The sequence below is a fragment of the Metabacillus arenae genome (assembly GCF_014773385.1).
Lineage (GTDB): Bacteria > Bacillota > Bacilli > Bacillales > Bacillaceae > Metabacillus_D > Metabacillus_D arenae.
Genome location: NZ_JACXAI010000026.1, coordinates 1 through 14,604, shown reverse-complemented (window position 1 = coordinate 14,604; position 14,604 = coordinate 1). Strand labels below are relative to the sequence as shown.

The window sequence follows — 14,604 nt, the reverse complement described above, 5'->3', positions numbered from 1 at the left end:
TCGATGTCCTGTTTTTTGGCGAATCTGCCATAGAACATAAGCCAATCCGCCCTGGAAGGTTAAAGAACAAACTTTCAGCCGGCTCTTCTTTTGCTTTTCGCCGATAGCACTTTTCGTTCAAACATCAGAATATATTATGTTATTTATTTTTTAAACTCACACCATCAATCATGCATGCAAACTGTGGACAAGAGTATAGTGGTTTCGCACTTTTGTCACAATTGTGTCCGATTAATTCGATAAGCGCGCAAATATTCGAATAAAGTGCAAATAATTTGCTGACGGTGCAATTAATCTGATTTCTGTACAAAAGCATCAAATTAAAGAAAGAGTTCGCCTATCAGCGAAGCGTTTCAATGAACACGTCATCTCCAAGGGGATCTCGTTTTTCTTGACCTCAAAAAAATGCTTCCAAGGAGGAATCCGCCAATTAAGCCGAACAAATGGGCGGCGATATTAATATTTGTGTTCAAAAAGGTCATAATGACTCCAATCACAAGGATGGTGATCACAACTTGTGAATTAGCTGCATCGATTAAATCCTTTCTGAAGAGGACCATAAACAGATAAACCCCAAACAAACCGAATATTGCCCCAGATGCCCCAACGTGTGTAAAGGCCAGGGGTTCAAGCCAGTAAGTTGCTAAGTTTGCGAAAATTCCAGAACCAAAATAGATGATAAGAAATAAAACCCTATTTAAGATTCTTTCCAAAGCAGGTGCAAATAATATCAAAGAAACAGTATTGAAGAAAAGGTGGTAAAATCCTGTGTGTAAGAAGATAGGTGTTATAAGTCTCCACCATTCTCCATTCGCTATTCCAGCATTGAAACCAGCAAACAATGAAAAAAATAAAGAAAAAGCTGGCACTGGAATAAGGAAAATTAACCATAATCCTATTTGAAGAGCGATTATAGCGGTAACAATCGGATATAAATGGATAAAGGTACGAAAATTTTCTGTTCGGACAAACATTGGCATTCACCCTTTTAGACAAGAATAGTAAACTTATAGTAACACGAATATGCGTCCGAGCCCCTAGTTAGTACATAAGAGGTGTAAAAGATGATCGATGGAATAGGTCTGGATATTATTGAAACAAAGCGGATAGAGGGACTTTTATTAAGGCAATCAAAGTTTGTCGACCGTATTTTAACTTTAAAGGAAAAGGAAACATTTTGTAAGTTATCTGCCAAAAGAAAAATTGAATTCATCTCCGGCAGGTTTGCGGCAAAGGAAGCATATGCAAAAGCAACTGGAACAGGGATTGGAAAAAAGCTTAGTTTTTTGGATATCGAAATTTTAAATAACGAAGCTGGGAAACCCGAGATTTTTCTAATGAACTCAAGAGCAGATGGGGTTCACCTTTCTATCACACACACAAAAAATTACGCGGCTGCCCAAGTAATTATTGAAAGCTTGTCAAGCTAGTCTGCATATTAGGAGCACTTGCCTCATATATTGGATATTGCAATAGGGGAGACAAGTTGCTTCAGGCTTTCATGGTACGTAGTCGCGCATTTATATGCTAGAGGACAATGTCAGCGGTCTTAACCGCGCGTATCAATGGAGTCGAACAAGCGGTTTCTTCCTTTTAAAACGTCATCTAATTAAAAAGGGGTTGAAAAAGGTGAGAAAAAGCTTTGTTTTACTTTTGGTAGGACTGCTCGTTGTTCTGCTTGCTGCTTGTGGGGAGAAATCTCAAGCGGATGTTGTAAAAGCGTTGAACAAAAAGGTTGAGGAGTTAACGGGGAATAAAACAAAAGCCAAAATGACTTTGCAAACAGGCAGTGAACCGCAAGTGTATGATGTGGAAATTTGGCACAAAGAACCAGCTTATTATCGTGTAAATTTAAAGAATACGGAAAAAGATCAAAGCCAGATGATTTTAAGAAATGATGAAGGGGTTTTTGTTTTAACTCCTGCCTTGAATAAAAGCTTCCGCTTTCAAAGTGAATGGCCGCAGAACAGCAGTCAGGCCTATTTATATGAATCACTTGTGAAGGATATTAAGGAGGATCCAGAAGCAAAGTTTAAAGCGACAGAGGATCAATATGTTTTCGAAACGAAAACAAATTACCAAAACAATCAAATGCTGCCAATCCAAGAAATTGCATTTAACAAAAAGGATTTATCACCGAAATATGTAAAAGTGATGGACGCGGACCGAAATCCACTTGTAGTAGTGGAATTTTCTGAGTTCGAATTCAACCCTTCTTTTGATAAAGATGCATTTGATACTCAAAAGAATATGTCCTACGCTCAATTAGAGGTGCCTGCAAATGCAAGTGCAGAAAATGAACCATTTGCAGTAAAATACCCGACTAATTTACCTGATGGGGTAAAAAAGGTAGAAGAGAAAGAAGTATCAACTGACGGTGGAGAACGAGTTGTCATCTTATATGGCGGAGAGAAGAACTTCACACTTATTCAGGAAAAAGTGAAAATAGCAGCACCTGCATCCACTTCCACATATGTGAGCGGGGGAGAGCCTGCTAATCTAGGCTTTACTGTCGGAGTCCTAACAGAACAATCCCTCACTTGGTCACAAGACGGAGTGGAATATATGATTGCATCAGAAGAGCTTTCACAAGAGGAAATGATAATGGTTGCTCAATCTGTAGAAGGCCAATCTGCAAAATAAATAAACGTAAAAAACGGCCGAAGCTTCGGCCGTTTTTTACGTATGCGGTACCGCGTCCGCCTCTGTCTTTTTCTGCCCTCCCGATTGACAAAAACCTCATACTCGTCCGATAATCGAACAAGGTAATCTTGATAAGGAAGTGTATGACATGACAACAGGTTTTTACAGGGATACTTGGGCGGAAATTAACTTAGATGCTATCGACGAAAATATTAAAAATATGAAAAAACACATTGGGACCGAACAATCTTTAATTGCTGTTGTTAAAGCAAATGCCTATGGCCATGGAGATATTCAAGTTGCTCGTACGGCATTAGAGGCAGGAGCAGCTATGCTTGCAGTTGCTTTTTTAGATGAAGCCATTTCACTGAGGGAGGCGGGTGTTATTTCTCCAATTCTTGTCCTCGGTGCGATTAGGCCGAAAGATGTGCAGATCGCTATTCAATATAACGTGATTGCTACAGCCATTTCGCTACAATGGCTAAAAGAAGCTGCTGGTCATATAAGGGAAGGAAAGCTCAATTATCACTTAAAGCTAGATACTGGAATGGGCAGATTAGGTGTACGGGATAAAGAAGAAGTAAATGATGTCATCCAATTTAATTCAAAGCAGAAAAACTTGGTATTAAGCGGAGCCTTCACACATTTTGCAACGGCTGATGAGATAAACACAGATTATTTCGATGAGCAATATAAAAAGCTTTTAAACTTAATTGAAGCTTTCGACTTGGATAAAATGATCATTCATTGCGGTAATAGTGCGACTGGATTGCGTTTTCCTGAAAAGCTGTTCAATTCGGTTCGCTTCGGAATCTCAATGTACGGACTGTCTCCTTCAAATGAAATTAAACCTGAGCTTCCTTTTCCTCTAAAAGAAGCTTTTTCCTTGCATACAAAGCTTGTACATGTTAAAACAATTCATGCACAAGAAAAAGTAAGCTATGGAGCAACTTACTCGGCATCAGATGAAGAGTGGATTGGGACGGTGCCGGTTGGTTATGCGGACGGGTGGATTCGCCGCCTGCGGGATTCTGATGTTTTAGTTAACGGAAAAAGGGTGCCGATTGTTGGAAGGATATGCATGGATCAATTTATGGTTCGATTACCTGAAAATATCAAGGTTGGAACAGTGGTTACATTAATTGGACACCAGGAACAAGAGTTTATTTCAATTGACGAAGTCGCGGAAAGACTTGATACAATCAATTATGAGGTACCTTGTACGATAACTTCGAGAGTCCCTAGAGTATATTTAAAGAAAAATAAAATAATTGAAGTGGAAAACTCTCTTTTGCCACATAAAATTAGAATGAAATGAAGTTAGATGAATAAAAAAGAGGATTTAATGCCAATAATAGTTAAGAATTATTATAAAACAGTTGATTTTGTCATTGGGCTAAAAACGATTCCAGTAAAGGATGAGCGGGGATGTCCAGGTAAAGCTATAAAGCCATGTGCCATCTGGTTTCTACACATGTAGGCTAGATTTTATAAGTAAATGCGGCTTCTCTATTACGTTTTTATAAAATGGCTTTGTATTCTTGATTTATTAATGGTATTATGGATAATGGAACGAAATATCGGGTGTGAAAGTTTGGTGGAGGTGTTTGTTTGTGTCTGAATCCAGCGCAACAACTGAAATCTTAATTCGCTTACCACAGACTTTAGTTTCAGAACTAGATGGTCTTGTGAAGCAAGAAAACGGAAACCGTAATGAGCTTATTTATCAAGCAACGAAAATGTATTTGCGTGAGCGGAAGAAGCGTCAGATTAGAGAATCTATGCGACGCGGTTACATGGAGATGGCGAAAATAAACTTGAATATTGCTTCTGAAGCTTTCCTGGCAGAGTCCGAGGCAGATCACACCGTTGACCGCTTAGTAAGCGGGGGGTAATCGATTGATTGTTAAACGCGGTGACGTTTATTTTGCGGATTTATCACCTGTTGTAGGCTCAGAGCAAGGAGGCGTCCGTCCGGTATTAATTATTCAAAATGATATTGGAAACCGCTTTAGTCCTACTGTAATCGTAGCAGCCATTACTGCGCAAATTCAAAAAGCAAAATTACCCACACATGTTGAGATTGATGCGAAACGTTATGGATTTGAACGGGATTCAGTTATTTTGCTAGAACAAATACGTACAATTGATAAGCAAAGGTTAACTGATAAAATTACCCATCTCGATGACGAGATGATGGATAAAGTAGATGAAGCCTTGCAGATCAGTTTGGGACTTATCGACTTTTAATTGATTTAGTTAAAAAAATTAGTAAGTTGCTCCAGTGGGCAACTTTTTTTTTAATTTCATGACATTAATCGGTATAATATAGGAAGGATCATATTTACGGAAGCACTATAGGAGGAGAAACCGTGATAGAAACCAATAATCCATTCTTATCTTTTCTTCAACAAAATCGTAATGAGGTTTGCGAAGAATGGACTGAGAGAATTAAAGAATTAGTAGATACAAAGCTATTAGCAGTGATTTCTGATCAAATGTATTCAAATATTTGTAATGAATACATAAATCTCATTATGAATCATTTAGAAAATCCTCAAGAGGATCAGACAGATAAAGTTAATGACTTTGCTCATAAAACGGTTCAATACGGGTGGACTTTAAAGTTTGTGTCAAGTGCGATTAAAGAATTAAGTATCATTATTTTTAATAGAATGACGGAAGAAAAGTCTGATAAAGAAAAAATAGAATTAGTTTGGGAAATTGATCGTTATTTATCCCCCATCACCAATGAGGTTATCCATCAATATGCTGATTCATGGGAGAGAACGGTATCATTGCAAAAAATTGCCCTGCAGGAATTATCTGCTCCATTAATACCAGTCTTTGAGCATATTACAGTTATGCCTTTGGTAGGTACTATTGATACAGAACGTGCGAAAGGTATTATGGAGAATCTGTTGCAAGGAGTTGTGAAGCATAGATCCCAGGTAGTTTTAATCGATATTACTGGAGTGCCTGTTGTTGATACAATGGTGGCACATCATATTATTCAAGCTGCTGAAGCTGTAAGATTAGTAGGGGCGAAATGTTTGCTTGTCGGTATCCGTCCTGAAATTGCGCAAACTATTGTTAATTTAGGCATTGATTTAAATCAAATTACGACAAAAAATTCTTTGCAAAAAGGAATACAAACTGCATTAGAAATGACAAATCGTAAAATCGTTTCGTTGGAGGGATAAGACATGACCCCAAAAATACCGATCCTTAAGCTGTACAATTGTCTTTTAGTGTCCATCCAATGGGAGCTTGACGATCAAACGGCTCTCCAATTCCAAGAGGACCTGCTCCATAAAATCCATGAAACAGGGGCGAATGGTGTTGTCATTGATTTAACATCAGTCGACGTGATAGATTCCTTTATCGCTAAAGTGCTGGGCGATGTCATTAATATGTCAAAGCTAATGGGAGCAAAAGTCGTACTTACCGGAATCCAGCCCGCAGTTGCGATTACACTGATTGAACTTGGAATCGTGCTGCAAGATGTACAAACAGCATTAGATCTTGAAAAAGGACTTGAAACATTACAACAGGAATTGGGGGAATAGATACATGGATAACCAATCCTGTGTAAAAATTGTGACGGAGTGGGATATTGTAGCGGCTCGGCAACTCGGCCGTAATGAAGCCAAAGAATTAGGCTTTGGAAGTGTCGATCAAGCCCGTATTACTACCGCAATTTCGGAACTTGCCCGAAATATCTATCTTTATGCTGGACAAGGCCAGATTTGTATAGAACGAATTGAAGAGTTTGGAAAGAAGGGACTAAAAATTATAGCCTTTGATAGTGGTCCGGGTATTCCGGATATTCGCAAGGTGATGGAGGATGGGTTCTCTACCTCAGGAGGGTTAGGGGCTGGTTTACCGGGAGTGAAGCGTTTAATGGACGAGTTTACGATTGATTCGTCCACAGGGGAAGGAACTGATATCCAAGCTGTCAAATGGCTTAGGTAGGAGGAGCTTATGGAACTTAGGGAGGACATTGAATTAAAATACAGAGATCTGCTAAGAACCTATATCAATGAATTAACAGAAACATCCCTTTATCAAGGTCAAAAGTTTAGCCGCCATTCCATTGCACACCAAGTCCCTCCTGAAGAGATTGTCAGCTTTCATCGTAAAGTATTACAAGAGCTGTTTCCAGATATCAAAGAAGATATTTTGCACTCTTTGGATTTTCTTTTAGAGGTTATGATGGGGTATGGACTTGCGTATCAGGAGCATCAGAGCTTGCGGGACAAACAGGCGGAAATCCGGTCAGAGATTGAAATTGCCGCTAACGTTCAACAAACGCTGCTTGAGACAAATGTCCCTAAAGTCGATTCGCTGGATATCGGGGCCGTTAGTATACCCGCTAAACAAATGAACGGAGACTACTATCATTTTGTACAAGATGACACACATATTAGTATTGCGATCGCAGATGTTATCGGGAAAGGAATTCCTGCAGCATTATGTATGTCGATGATTAAATACGCGATGGACAGCTTGCCGGAGTCAAGGAGAAATCCGAATCAAGTACTGGAAAATTTAAACAGTGTGGTTGAGCGAAATGTGGATCCGAGCATGTTTATTACGATGTTTTATGGAATGTATGATTTGGATAGAAATGTATTTTCTTATGCGTCTGCAGGTCATGAGCCAGGTTTTTATTACTCCCATGCCGAAGACAAATTCTATGATTTAGATTCAAAGGGTCTTATCTTAGGTGTGAATCAACATGTAAAATATAAACACTATGAAAAAAAGCTAGAACCTGGAGATATGATCGTTCTATTGTCAGATGGAGTAACAGAATCCCGAACCGCTGACGGATTTGTAGACCGTTCAGACATTACGAATGCGATTCGGTTATATAAAAAATACAATACACAGGAAATTGCAGAAAACATTTATCAGGATTTTCTTAAATTACAGGATTTTGATTTAAAAGATGACTTTACTTTAATAATCCTTCGGCGTGAGGTTTAAATTGTATCTATAAGGGTAAGTAAAAAGAGAAATGTTAATTTTGTACTTTGGGGTGATTATGGATGAATATTAAGATAGATGTTAACCGTTTAGGAGAAAATACAGAAGTTTTTGTAGCCGGCGAAATTGACGCTTATACCGCACCTAAGCTTAGAGAGGAATTAGTTCCATTAGTAGATGGGTCTAAACCGTCGCTTGTTATAAATTTAAAAGGTGTATCTTACATGGATAGCACAGGATTAGGAGTACTTGTAGGGTTATTTAAAACCGTCCGGAAAAATGATGGAGATATGAAATTAACTGAGTTATCTCCTAGACTGGAACGTTTATTTTCGATCACAGGTTTAAATGACATAATTAATATTTCTGCAAAGTCGGAAGGTGGAGTACAATGAATCAGCTAATTGATTATATTGAAATGAAGATTCCGGCGAAACCTGAATATGTTGGTATTGTCAGATTGACCTTATCTGGAATTGCCAGCCGAATGGGTTATTCCTACGATGAAATTGAAGATTTGAAAATTGCTACTAGTGAGGCATGTACAAATGCCGTACAGCATGCTTATAACAGCAAAGAGGGAACAGGAGAAGTTGTTATTGGCTATGGTTTATACGGAGATCGATTGGAAGTAATGATTTCTGATAACGGACAAAGCTTTAATTTTGAACAAAAGAAAGAAGAACTTGGTCCTTATACAGCAGCCAGCTCTGTTGATCAACTGCAAGAAGGAGGGTTAGGGCTGTATTTGATGGAAACGCTCATGGATGAAGTCCGGGTGCATGTAAACTTCGGTGTAACAGTTTTCATGACCAAGTACTTAGATGGGGAGTGTGAGATGGATCATGACACAACCATCAAGAAATCAGAAGTTAACTAAAGAAGAAGTTAACAAGCTAATCAGTGATTATCAGCTGCATCAGGTAGAAGAGGCCCAGGAGAAACTTGTCCTTACCTATTCTGGTCTAGTTGAAACACTTGCAAATAAATATTCCAGAGGTAAAAGCTTTCATGAAGACTTAAAGCAGGTGGGTATGATTGGTTTACTTGGGGCGATTCGAAGATATGATGCAACAGTTGGAAAATCATTTGAGGCTTTTGCCATTCCAACGATTATTGGGGAGATTAAGAGGTTTTTACGTGATAAAACCTGGAGTGTTCATGTTCCCCGCCGTATTAAGGAGCTTGGCCCGAAGATTAAAATGGCTGTTGATGAATTAACAAACCAGCTGCAGCGATCTCCCCGAGTAATAGAGATTGCAGATTATCTTGAAGTATCTGAAGAAGATGTATTGGAAACGATGGAGATGGGTAAAAGTTATCAGGCACTTTCGGTAGACCACTCCATAGAAGCTGATTCAGACGGAAGCACCGTAACAATTCTTGATATTGTAGGAGCAAGTGATGAAGGCTATGAAAAAGTGAATCAGCGAATGATGCTTGAAAGTGTTCTTCATGTTTTGTCAGAACGAGAGAAAATAATCATACAATACACCTATATAGAGAATAAGAGTCAAAAAGAGGCAGGAGAAATACTCGGTATATCGCAAATGCATGTTTCAAGACTGCAGCGGAGAGCGGTTCTTAAACTAAAAGAGGCTTTGTCTAACGAACAAACAGTGGAGCTTCCTGGATGATTCAGTTTGAATCAAATCCTTTTGTCCACACCTTAGCCTATCAGGTTGGTAAAAAAGGTACAGTATATTGTGGAGATAGTTATTTCATCAAAGCAACCAATGAATATTTTATTTGTGTAGTTGCAGATGGGCTGGGAAGCGGGGAAATGGCATACATGTCTTCTGCTGCCATCAGCCGCGTAGTTGAAAACCACCATGAGGACAATGTCCAAAGCTTGATGGAACGCTGTAATACAGTTGTAAAGGACAAGCGTGGAGCAACTGTGTCTATCTTGAAGGTTGAATTTACAAATAAGCAATTTGTTTATAGCTCCGTTGGAAATATAGTTTTTGTTTTATACTCTCCTTCTGGAAAGTTTATTTACCCTCTCCCGATTTTGGGTTATCTTTCGGGCAAGCCTCAAAAATACCGAACTCAATCTTATTCCTATGAAAAAGGCTCAAAGTTTATCCTTTATACAGATGGACTTAAGGCTCCAAGTGTAAAGTCACTCCTTAAAGATTTTCATACAATTGAAGACATTTCCAATCATCTCGAAGCTTATACAAGAAAAAGAGATGATGATTTAACTTATATAGTCGGTCAGCTGCTTTAGGCGGCCGGCTTTTTTGTAGTTTCAAAAAGTTTAGTTTAAATAAAGTGAGTTATCCATGTGAATGAATTCGATTCATAGGTCAACAGGCAAAGTTGTTTAACAACAACCTCCTTTCAGCCAGTTTTCTTATGTTTGCTGTCAATTAGGCGAGTGCTCTGCCCTATTCTTTATTTAGAATAGATGTTCATATGCTTTTCTATTTCAACAATCAGGGGGAAGTTTGTTAAAATAGCTTCATACCCACTTTTGGATTTGGAGGAGCAAGTATGTCAGACAAAATAATAAGTATCATGAAAGTGATAAGTAAAGATCTTTCCATTACATATAAACAAATTGAAAGTGTTATTGAGCTTCTTAACGATGGGAACACTGTCCCTTTTATTGCTAGATACCGAAAAGAGCAAACAGGGGCATTAGATGAGGTTCAAATCAGAGACATTTCGGAAAAATGGACTTACATGCAAAATGTAGAAAATCGAAAGGAAGAAATCATTCGATTAATTGAAGAGCAAGGGAAGCTGACGGGTGAGTTAAAGAAAGAAATTATGCAAGCTGTGAAATTACAACAGCTTGAAGATCTTTATCGGCCTTATAAACAAAAAAGAAGAACGAAAGCAACTATGGCCAAAGAAAAAGGGCTAGAGCCCCTGTCAGCGTGGATTCTTCAATTACCCGCTCAAGGGTCCTTAGCGGATGAAGCTCAAAAATTCATCGATCCTGAGAAAGAGGTTGCAACGATTGAAGAGGCCATTCAAGGTGCAAAGGAAATTATTGCTGAACAAATTTCTGATGAGCCTAAATACCGGCAGTGGATTCGGGACACAACGTTTAAATTTGGATCTATTTCATCAAAAGTGAAAGACGAAGAGAAGGATGAGAAGAATGTGTACGAAATGTATTACGAGTATGAAGAGCCTATTCAAAAAATTGTGCCCCACCGTGTCCTGGCGGTAAATCGCGGAGAAAAGGAAGATATACTAAAGATTGGAGTTGGATCACCTGTTGACAAAATTTTATCCTACCTCCAAAAACAAGAATTAAAGAAGCCTTCAATTGTGGATGATATTTTGATTGAAACGGTGGAAGATGCTTATAAGAGATTAATCGAGCCCTCCGTTGAACGCGAAATTAGAAAAGAATTAACAGAGAAAGCAGAAGATCGAGCGATCCACATTTTCTCAGAAAACTTACGCAAATTATTGCTTCAACCTCCTCTGAAAGGAAGGATGGTGTTAGGTGTAGACCCTGCCTATCGAACCGGCTGTAAACTAGCGGTTGTTAACGAAACTGGGAAGGTTCATCATATCGGGGTCATATACCCTCATGCACCTGTTAACAAAACAGTTGAAGCAAGGAAAGTGGTATCAAATATAATCGAAGAATATAAAATTGAAGTCATTGCAATTGGTAATGGTACGGCCTCAAGAGAAACAGAACAATTTATCGCTGAAACGATTAAAGAAAGCAATCAAGATCTTTACTACTTGATTGTAAATGAAGCAGGCGCAAGTGTTTATTCAGCTTCTGATCTTGCTAGAGATGAATTCCCTGATTTAAAAGTCGAAGAAAGAAGTGCTGTTTCAATTGCTCGGAGACTTCAGGATCCTCTTGCTGAATTAGTAAAAATTGATCCAAAATCAGTAGGAGTCGGACAATATCAGCATGATGTAAGCCAGAAGAAATTAAATGATTCCCTTACATTTGTAGTAGAGACAGTGGTAAATCAGGTTGGTGTAAATGTGAATACAGCATCACCAGCATTGCTGCAGTATGTATCAGGTCTGTCAAAAACAGTAGCTGCTAATATTGTGAAGAAGCGTGAAGAAAAAGGGAAATTTACAAACAGGGCTGAAATTAAAGACATCCCGCGATTAGGTGCAAAAACTTATGAACAAAGTATTGGATTCTTAAGAATAATTGATGGTGATCAGCCTTTAGATCGTACTGGAATTCACCCAGAAAGCTATAAAGTTGTTAATCAGCTGTTAGGTGAGTTAAATATGACTGTAAATGCACTAGGCACAGAAGAATTAAAGGGAAAATTAGCCTCTTTAAATCTTGAAGAAGCAGAAAAATCATTAGGGGTCGGCAGCTTAACTTTGAAGGATATTTGCGACGCCCTTGTTAAACCTGAAAGAGATCCCAGGGATGAAGTTGCTAAACCATTATTAAAAAAGGATGTTCTGCAGTTAGAAGATCTAACAGAGGGAATGGAGCTGCAAGGCACTGTAAGGAATGTTGTCGACTTCGGCGCTTTTATAGATATCGGAGTAAAGCAAGACGGACTAGTTCATATTTCGAAGTTAAGTAAATCGTTTGTAAAGCATCCTCTTGATATTGTTTCTGTTGGAGATATCGTCACTGTCTGGGTTGACCAGGTGGACATTAAAAAAGGAAGAGTAGCTTTAACGATGGTAAAATAGCTTGAACACTGCATTTAGCAGTGTTTTTTTCTGTAAAAAAACCAACACTGATTTAAGAGTTTGATTTGGTAACGGTTTTTTTCATAAAATGCTTTTTGCATTTGACTTTTCAACCAAGATGGCATTGCTTAAGCCCCCTTTATAGATATAATGAAGTATGGGTAATAACTAATGTATGCACGGAAAAAATGTCCTGTTCTAAAAAAGTGGGTGAATGTCATGACAAATGAAGAACTACAAAGATTAACTGAATCCATTTCTCTATCATATTTCCGCAAACCCTTTAGTCATAAAGCCATCTTTAACAACAGACTTAGGACTACAGGCGGGAGGTACTTGCTTAACTCTCATAATATAGAGATAAACCCTAAATACTTTAATGAGTTTGGAATGGATGAGATACAAGGAATTATCAAACATGAGTTATGTCATTACCATTTGCATCTAGAAGGGAAAGGGTATCAGCATAGAGATCAGGACTTCAGACGGTTGCTTAAAAGAGTGGATGCCCCAAGGTTCTGTAAGCCTCTCAAAGAAAATCGAAAACCCGAAAAGCGATATCATTATATCTGTTCCTCGTGCTCACAGGTGTTCGCTAGAAAAAGAAGGATAAATACGAAAAGGTATGTCTGCGGTATATGCGGAGGGAAATTATTCTCGAAAATAGTGTTGACTAATGATTAACTGTATGATAAATTATAAAAGCCGTCGCTGATAAACAGCTGACTAATAATTGAGTTTTTGGGGCTTGACAACCCATTTAAAAATAAATATAATTAAAGAAGTCTGCGATCTAATTGCAGATTATCATTTTTTTATAAGCTAATTATTCCGCAGTAGCTCAGTGGTAGAGCTATCGGCTGTTAACCGATCGGTCGCAAGTTCGAATCTTGCCTGCGGAGCCAAATGGAGAAGTACTCAAGTGGCTGAAGAGGCGCCCCTGCTAAGGGTGTAGGTCGCGTAAGCGGCGCGAGGGTTCAAATCCCTCCTTCTCCGCCATTTATCTAATGATTTGGCCCGTTGGTCAAGCGGTTAAGACACCGCCCTTTCACGGCGGTAACACGGGTTCGAATCCCGTACGGGTCATTCTTCCTAAGTGGGAGCCTTAGAAACCGGGCCTCCCACTTATCAACTTTCATAACACCATTATCTGGAGGATTAGCTCAGCTGGGAGAGCATCTGCCTTACAAGCAGAGGGTCGGCGGTTCGATCCCGTCATCCTCCACCATTGGACAGTACTTTCTTTAAACACAGCATATGGTCCCGTGGTGTAGCGGTTAACATGCCTGCCTGTCACGCAGGAGATCGCGGGTTCGATTCCCGTCGGGACCGCCACCATAAGTTGAATTGACAATCAACCGGTTTATGTTAATCGTATGAAACAGCCACATTCTAAGTTCTCTGGAAAACAAATTTTCCCTTTGAAATCGGCGATATTTCGCAATATCCTCTTGGATGTAAATTCATAAAGATAATTCAAAGAAACGTTTATGGTGATTACTCAATGGGCTATAGCCAAGCGGTAAGGCAACGGACTTTGACTCCGTCATGCGTTGGTTCGAATCCAGCTAGCCCAGCCATTTTTTATAACAATAGTAATAAAATGAGCCATTAGCTCAGTTGGCAGAGCACGAACGAGTAAGCTTCGAAGCGAATCTCCAGCGCACTCATCGAGCTGCTTCTTGCCTAATCCTCCTGAGATGAGGGTGCCTGAGACAAGGGCAAAACAATATATTACTACTACTCATTATTAAAATGAGCCATTAGCTCAGTTGGTAGAGCATCTGACTTTTAATCAGAGGGTCGAAGGTTCGAGTCCTTCATGGCTCACCATCCTAGAAGTGAGAAATCGGATTAAAAGCATTGCTTCGAAGTGATGCATCAATCTCAGACCTCTCATATCTGGCATCTAATAAGCGGGTGTGGCGGAATTGGCAGACGCGCTAGACTTAGGATCTAGTGTCTTTATGACGTGGGGGTTCAAGTCCCTTCACCCGCACCAATTCAATTAATGATCTCTCATATTGCAATATGCGGTCGTGGCGGAATGGCAGACGCGCTAGGTTGAGGGCCTAGTGGGGGCGACCCCGTGGAGGTTCGAGTCCTCTCGACCGCATCAATGATACCAAGGGTTTTGAGTCCCTTGGTATTTTTTTGTGCATGCTTTTAAATTGTTTACTGCCCACTAATTGCCCACTTACCTAAAGTAAGTGTTAACAACCGTTGCGCAAAAATAGCCTCTTGCCCATAAATGCTGGCCCCAGTATTTCTTTTTGAGTTCTGGAAATTCATCCTGTAATAATCTTGATGATC

At 39.3% G+C, this 14,604-nt stretch carries 18 protein-coding genes, 9 tRNA genes and 1 pseudogene; 25 read left to right on the top strand and 3 right to left on the bottom strand.

Features of this window, described 5'->3' with window-relative positions; translation table 11 throughout:
* Positions 1-365: 365 nt before the first annotated feature.
* Positions 366-974 (bottom strand): rhomboid family intramembrane serine protease, encoded by a 609-nt coding sequence (locus IC621_RS18195; protein WP_191160063.1) that lies wholly within the window; start codon positions 972-974, stop codon positions 366-368.
* Positions 975-1,064: 90 nt separating this feature from the next.
* On the opposite strand from IC621_RS18195, the gene acpS reads away from it, so the two are divergent.
* The 15 genes from acpS (at position 1,065) to IC621_RS18125 (ending at position 12,291) form a co-directional block, all read left to right on the top strand.
* On the top strand, positions 1,065-1,430 hold the full coding sequence (gene acpS, locus IC621_RS18190; protein ID WP_191160061.1) for a holo-ACP synthase: 366 nt from the start codon (positions 1,065-1,067) through the stop codon (positions 1,428-1,430).
* Between the two features lie 199 nt (positions 1,431-1,629).
* Positions 1,630-2,643 carry a LolA family protein gene (locus IC621_RS18185; RefSeq protein ID WP_318153081.1) on the top strand — a complete coding sequence of 338 codons (1,014 nt, stop codon included), beginning with the start codon at positions 1,630-1,632 and terminating at the stop codon, positions 2,641-2,643.
* Between the two features lie 148 nt (positions 2,644-2,791).
* Positions 2,792-3,961: an alanine racemase gene (gene alr / locus IC621_RS18180; RefSeq protein ID WP_191160056.1), complete on the top strand. Its 1,170-nt coding sequence runs from the start codon at positions 2,792-2,794 to the stop codon at positions 3,959-3,961.
* 27 nt (positions 3,962-3,988) lie between these two features.
* Positions 3,989-4,123 (top strand): hypothetical protein, encoded by a 135-nt coding sequence (locus IC621_RS26895; protein WP_263575997.1) that lies wholly within the window; start codon positions 3,989-3,991, stop codon positions 4,121-4,123.
* Positions 4,124-4,256: 133 nt separating this feature from the next.
* Positions 4,257-4,538, top strand: a complete 282-nt coding sequence (locus IC621_RS18175; protein ID WP_191160054.1) for a CopG family ribbon-helix-helix protein — start codon at positions 4,257-4,259, stop codon at positions 4,536-4,538.
* Between the two features lie 4 nt (positions 4,539-4,542).
* The gene (ndoA, locus tag IC621_RS18170) at positions 4,543-4,893 is read left to right on the top strand and encodes a type II toxin-antitoxin system endoribonuclease NdoA (protein ID WP_035404386.1); all 351 of its coding nucleotides are present in this window, start codon (positions 4,543-4,545) and stop codon (positions 4,891-4,893) included.
* Between the two features lie 125 nt (positions 4,894-5,018).
* Positions 5,019-5,846: an STAS domain-containing protein gene (locus IC621_RS18165; RefSeq protein ID WP_191160173.1), complete on the top strand. Its 828-nt coding sequence runs from the start codon at positions 5,019-5,021 to the stop codon at positions 5,844-5,846.
* A gap of 3 nt (positions 5,847-5,849) precedes the next feature.
* Positions 5,850-6,212, top strand: a complete 363-nt coding sequence (locus IC621_RS18160) for an STAS domain-containing protein (protein ID WP_191160052.1) — start codon at positions 5,850-5,852, stop codon at positions 6,210-6,212.
* 4 nt (positions 6,213-6,216) lie between these two features.
* A complete protein-coding gene (locus IC621_RS18155) occupies positions 6,217-6,618 on the top strand; it encodes an anti-sigma regulatory factor (protein WP_191160050.1) in 402 nt (133 codons plus the stop codon).
* A gap of 9 nt (positions 6,619-6,627) precedes the next feature.
* Positions 6,628-7,635 carry a PP2C family protein-serine/threonine phosphatase gene (locus tag IC621_RS18150; RefSeq protein ID WP_191160048.1) on the top strand — a complete coding sequence of 336 codons (1,008 nt, stop codon included), beginning with the start codon at positions 6,628-6,630 and terminating at the stop codon, positions 7,633-7,635.
* A 62-nt stretch (positions 7,636-7,697) separates the two neighbouring features.
* Entirely contained in the window at positions 7,698-8,030 is a 333-nt protein-coding gene (locus tag IC621_RS18145) for an anti-sigma factor antagonist (protein WP_191160046.1), read from the top strand.
* The gene (gene rsbW, locus IC621_RS18140; protein ID WP_191160044.1) at positions 8,027-8,515 is read left to right on the top strand and encodes an anti-sigma B factor RsbW; all 489 of its coding nucleotides are present in this window, start codon (positions 8,027-8,029) and stop codon (positions 8,513-8,515) included. Before IC621_RS18145 ends, rsbW begins: the two co-directional genes overlap by 4 nt.
* Positions 8,481-9,272 carry an RNA polymerase sigma factor SigB gene (gene sigB, locus IC621_RS18135; RefSeq protein ID WP_191160042.1) on the top strand — a complete coding sequence of 264 codons (792 nt, stop codon included), beginning with the start codon at positions 8,481-8,483 and terminating at the stop codon, positions 9,270-9,272. The genes rsbW and sigB overlap by 35 nt, the downstream gene beginning before the upstream one ends.
* A complete protein-coding gene (locus IC621_RS18130; protein WP_191160040.1) occupies positions 9,269-9,868 on the top strand; it encodes a PP2C family serine/threonine-protein phosphatase in 600 nt (199 codons plus the stop codon). Before sigB ends, IC621_RS18130 begins: the two co-directional genes overlap by 4 nt.
* Positions 9,869-10,134: 266 nt before the next feature.
* Complete coding sequence (locus IC621_RS18125; RefSeq protein ID WP_224752629.1) at positions 10,135-12,291, top strand: Tex family protein; 2,157 nt, start codon at positions 10,135-10,137, stop codon at positions 12,289-12,291.
* 14 nt (positions 12,292-12,305) lie between these two features.
* Here the strand turns inward: IC621_RS18125 and cmpA are convergent, their stop codons facing one another.
* On the bottom strand, positions 12,306-12,416 hold the full coding sequence (gene cmpA / locus IC621_RS18120; RefSeq protein ID WP_191160038.1) for a cortex morphogenetic protein CmpA: 111 nt from the start codon (positions 12,414-12,416) through the stop codon (positions 12,306-12,308).
* A 94-nt stretch (positions 12,417-12,510) separates the two neighbouring features.
* Between cmpA and IC621_RS18115 the strand changes: the two genes are divergently transcribed.
* The 10 genes from IC621_RS18115 to IC621_RS18070 all read left to right on the top strand — a co-directional run bounded on the left by IC621_RS18115 (position 12,511) and on the right by IC621_RS18070 (position 14,407).
* Complete coding sequence (locus tag IC621_RS18115) at positions 12,511-12,975, top strand: SprT family protein (protein WP_191160036.1); 465 nt, start codon at positions 12,511-12,513, stop codon at positions 12,973-12,975.
* 146 nt (positions 12,976-13,121) lie between these two features.
* A tRNA-Asn gene (locus IC621_RS18110) sits at positions 13,122-13,196 on the top strand.
* A 3-nt stretch (positions 13,197-13,199) separates the two neighbouring features.
* Positions 13,200-13,290 (top strand) — tRNA-Ser (locus tag IC621_RS18105).
* Positions 13,291-13,305: 15 nt separating this feature from the next.
* Positions 13,306-13,377: transfer RNA gene (locus IC621_RS18100), tRNA-Glu, on the top strand.
* Between the two features lie 66 nt (positions 13,378-13,443).
* Positions 13,444-13,519: transfer RNA gene (locus tag IC621_RS18095), tRNA-Val, on the top strand.
* A 31-nt stretch (positions 13,520-13,550) separates the two neighbouring features.
* Positions 13,551-13,626, top strand: a tRNA-Asp gene (locus IC621_RS18090).
* A 170-nt stretch (positions 13,627-13,796) separates the two neighbouring features.
* Positions 13,797-13,871 (top strand) — tRNA-Gln (locus IC621_RS18085).
* Positions 13,872-14,048: 177 nt separating this feature from the next.
* Positions 14,049-14,124, top strand: a tRNA-Lys gene (locus tag IC621_RS18080).
* Positions 14,125-14,207: 83 nt separating this feature from the next.
* Positions 14,208-14,293: transfer RNA gene (locus IC621_RS18075), tRNA-Leu, on the top strand.
* 31 nt (positions 14,294-14,324) lie between these two features.
* A tRNA-Leu gene (locus IC621_RS18070) sits at positions 14,325-14,407 on the top strand.
* Positions 14,408-14,509: 102 nt separating this feature from the next.
* Here the strand turns inward: IC621_RS18070 and IC621_RS18065 are convergent.
* Positions 14,510-14,604: pseudogene (locus IC621_RS18065) on the bottom strand (transposase); the annotation flags it as partial.

Bases quoted from the DNA above. Each gene is read 5' to 3' on its own strand.
- IC621_RS18125 (WP_224752629.1), top strand. From the start codon at position 10,135: ATGTCAGACAAAATAATAAGTATCATGAAAGTGATAAGTAAAGATCTT.
- sigB (WP_191160042.1), top strand. From the start codon at position 8,481: ATGACACAACCATCAAGAAATCAGAAGTTAACTAAAGAAGAAGTTAAC.
- IC621_RS18195 (WP_191160063.1), bottom strand. From the start codon at position 974: ATGTTTGTCCGAACAGAAAATTTTCGTACCTTTATCCATTTATATCCG.
- IC621_RS26895 (WP_263575997.1), top strand. From the start codon at position 3,989: ATGCCAATAATAGTTAAGAATTATTATAAAACAGTTGATTTTGTCATT.
- acpS (WP_191160061.1), top strand. From the start codon at position 1,065: ATGATCGATGGAATAGGTCTGGATATTATTGAAACAAAGCGGATAGAG.
- IC621_RS18115 (WP_191160036.1), top strand. From the start codon at position 12,511: ATGACAAATGAAGAACTACAAAGATTAACTGAATCCATTTCTCTATCA.
- alr (WP_191160056.1), top strand. From the start codon at position 2,792: ATGACAACAGGTTTTTACAGGGATACTTGGGCGGAAATTAACTTAGAT.
- IC621_RS18145 (WP_191160046.1), top strand. From the start codon at position 7,698: ATGAATATTAAGATAGATGTTAACCGTTTAGGAGAAAATACAGAAGTT.
- IC621_RS18150 (WP_191160048.1), top strand. From the start codon at position 6,628: ATGGAACTTAGGGAGGACATTGAATTAAAATACAGAGATCTGCTAAGA.
- IC621_RS18160 (WP_191160052.1), top strand. From the start codon at position 5,850: ATGACCCCAAAAATACCGATCCTTAAGCTGTACAATTGTCTTTTAGTG.
- cmpA (WP_191160038.1), bottom strand. From the start codon at position 12,416: ATGCCATCTTGGTTGAAAAGTCAAATGCAAAAAGCATTTTATGAAAAA.
- IC621_RS18130 (WP_191160040.1), top strand. From the start codon at position 9,269: ATGATTCAGTTTGAATCAAATCCTTTTGTCCACACCTTAGCCTATCAG.
- rsbW (WP_191160044.1), top strand. From the start codon at position 8,027: ATGAATCAGCTAATTGATTATATTGAAATGAAGATTCCGGCGAAACCT.
- IC621_RS18155 (WP_191160050.1), top strand. From the start codon at position 6,217: ATGGATAACCAATCCTGTGTAAAAATTGTGACGGAGTGGGATATTGTA.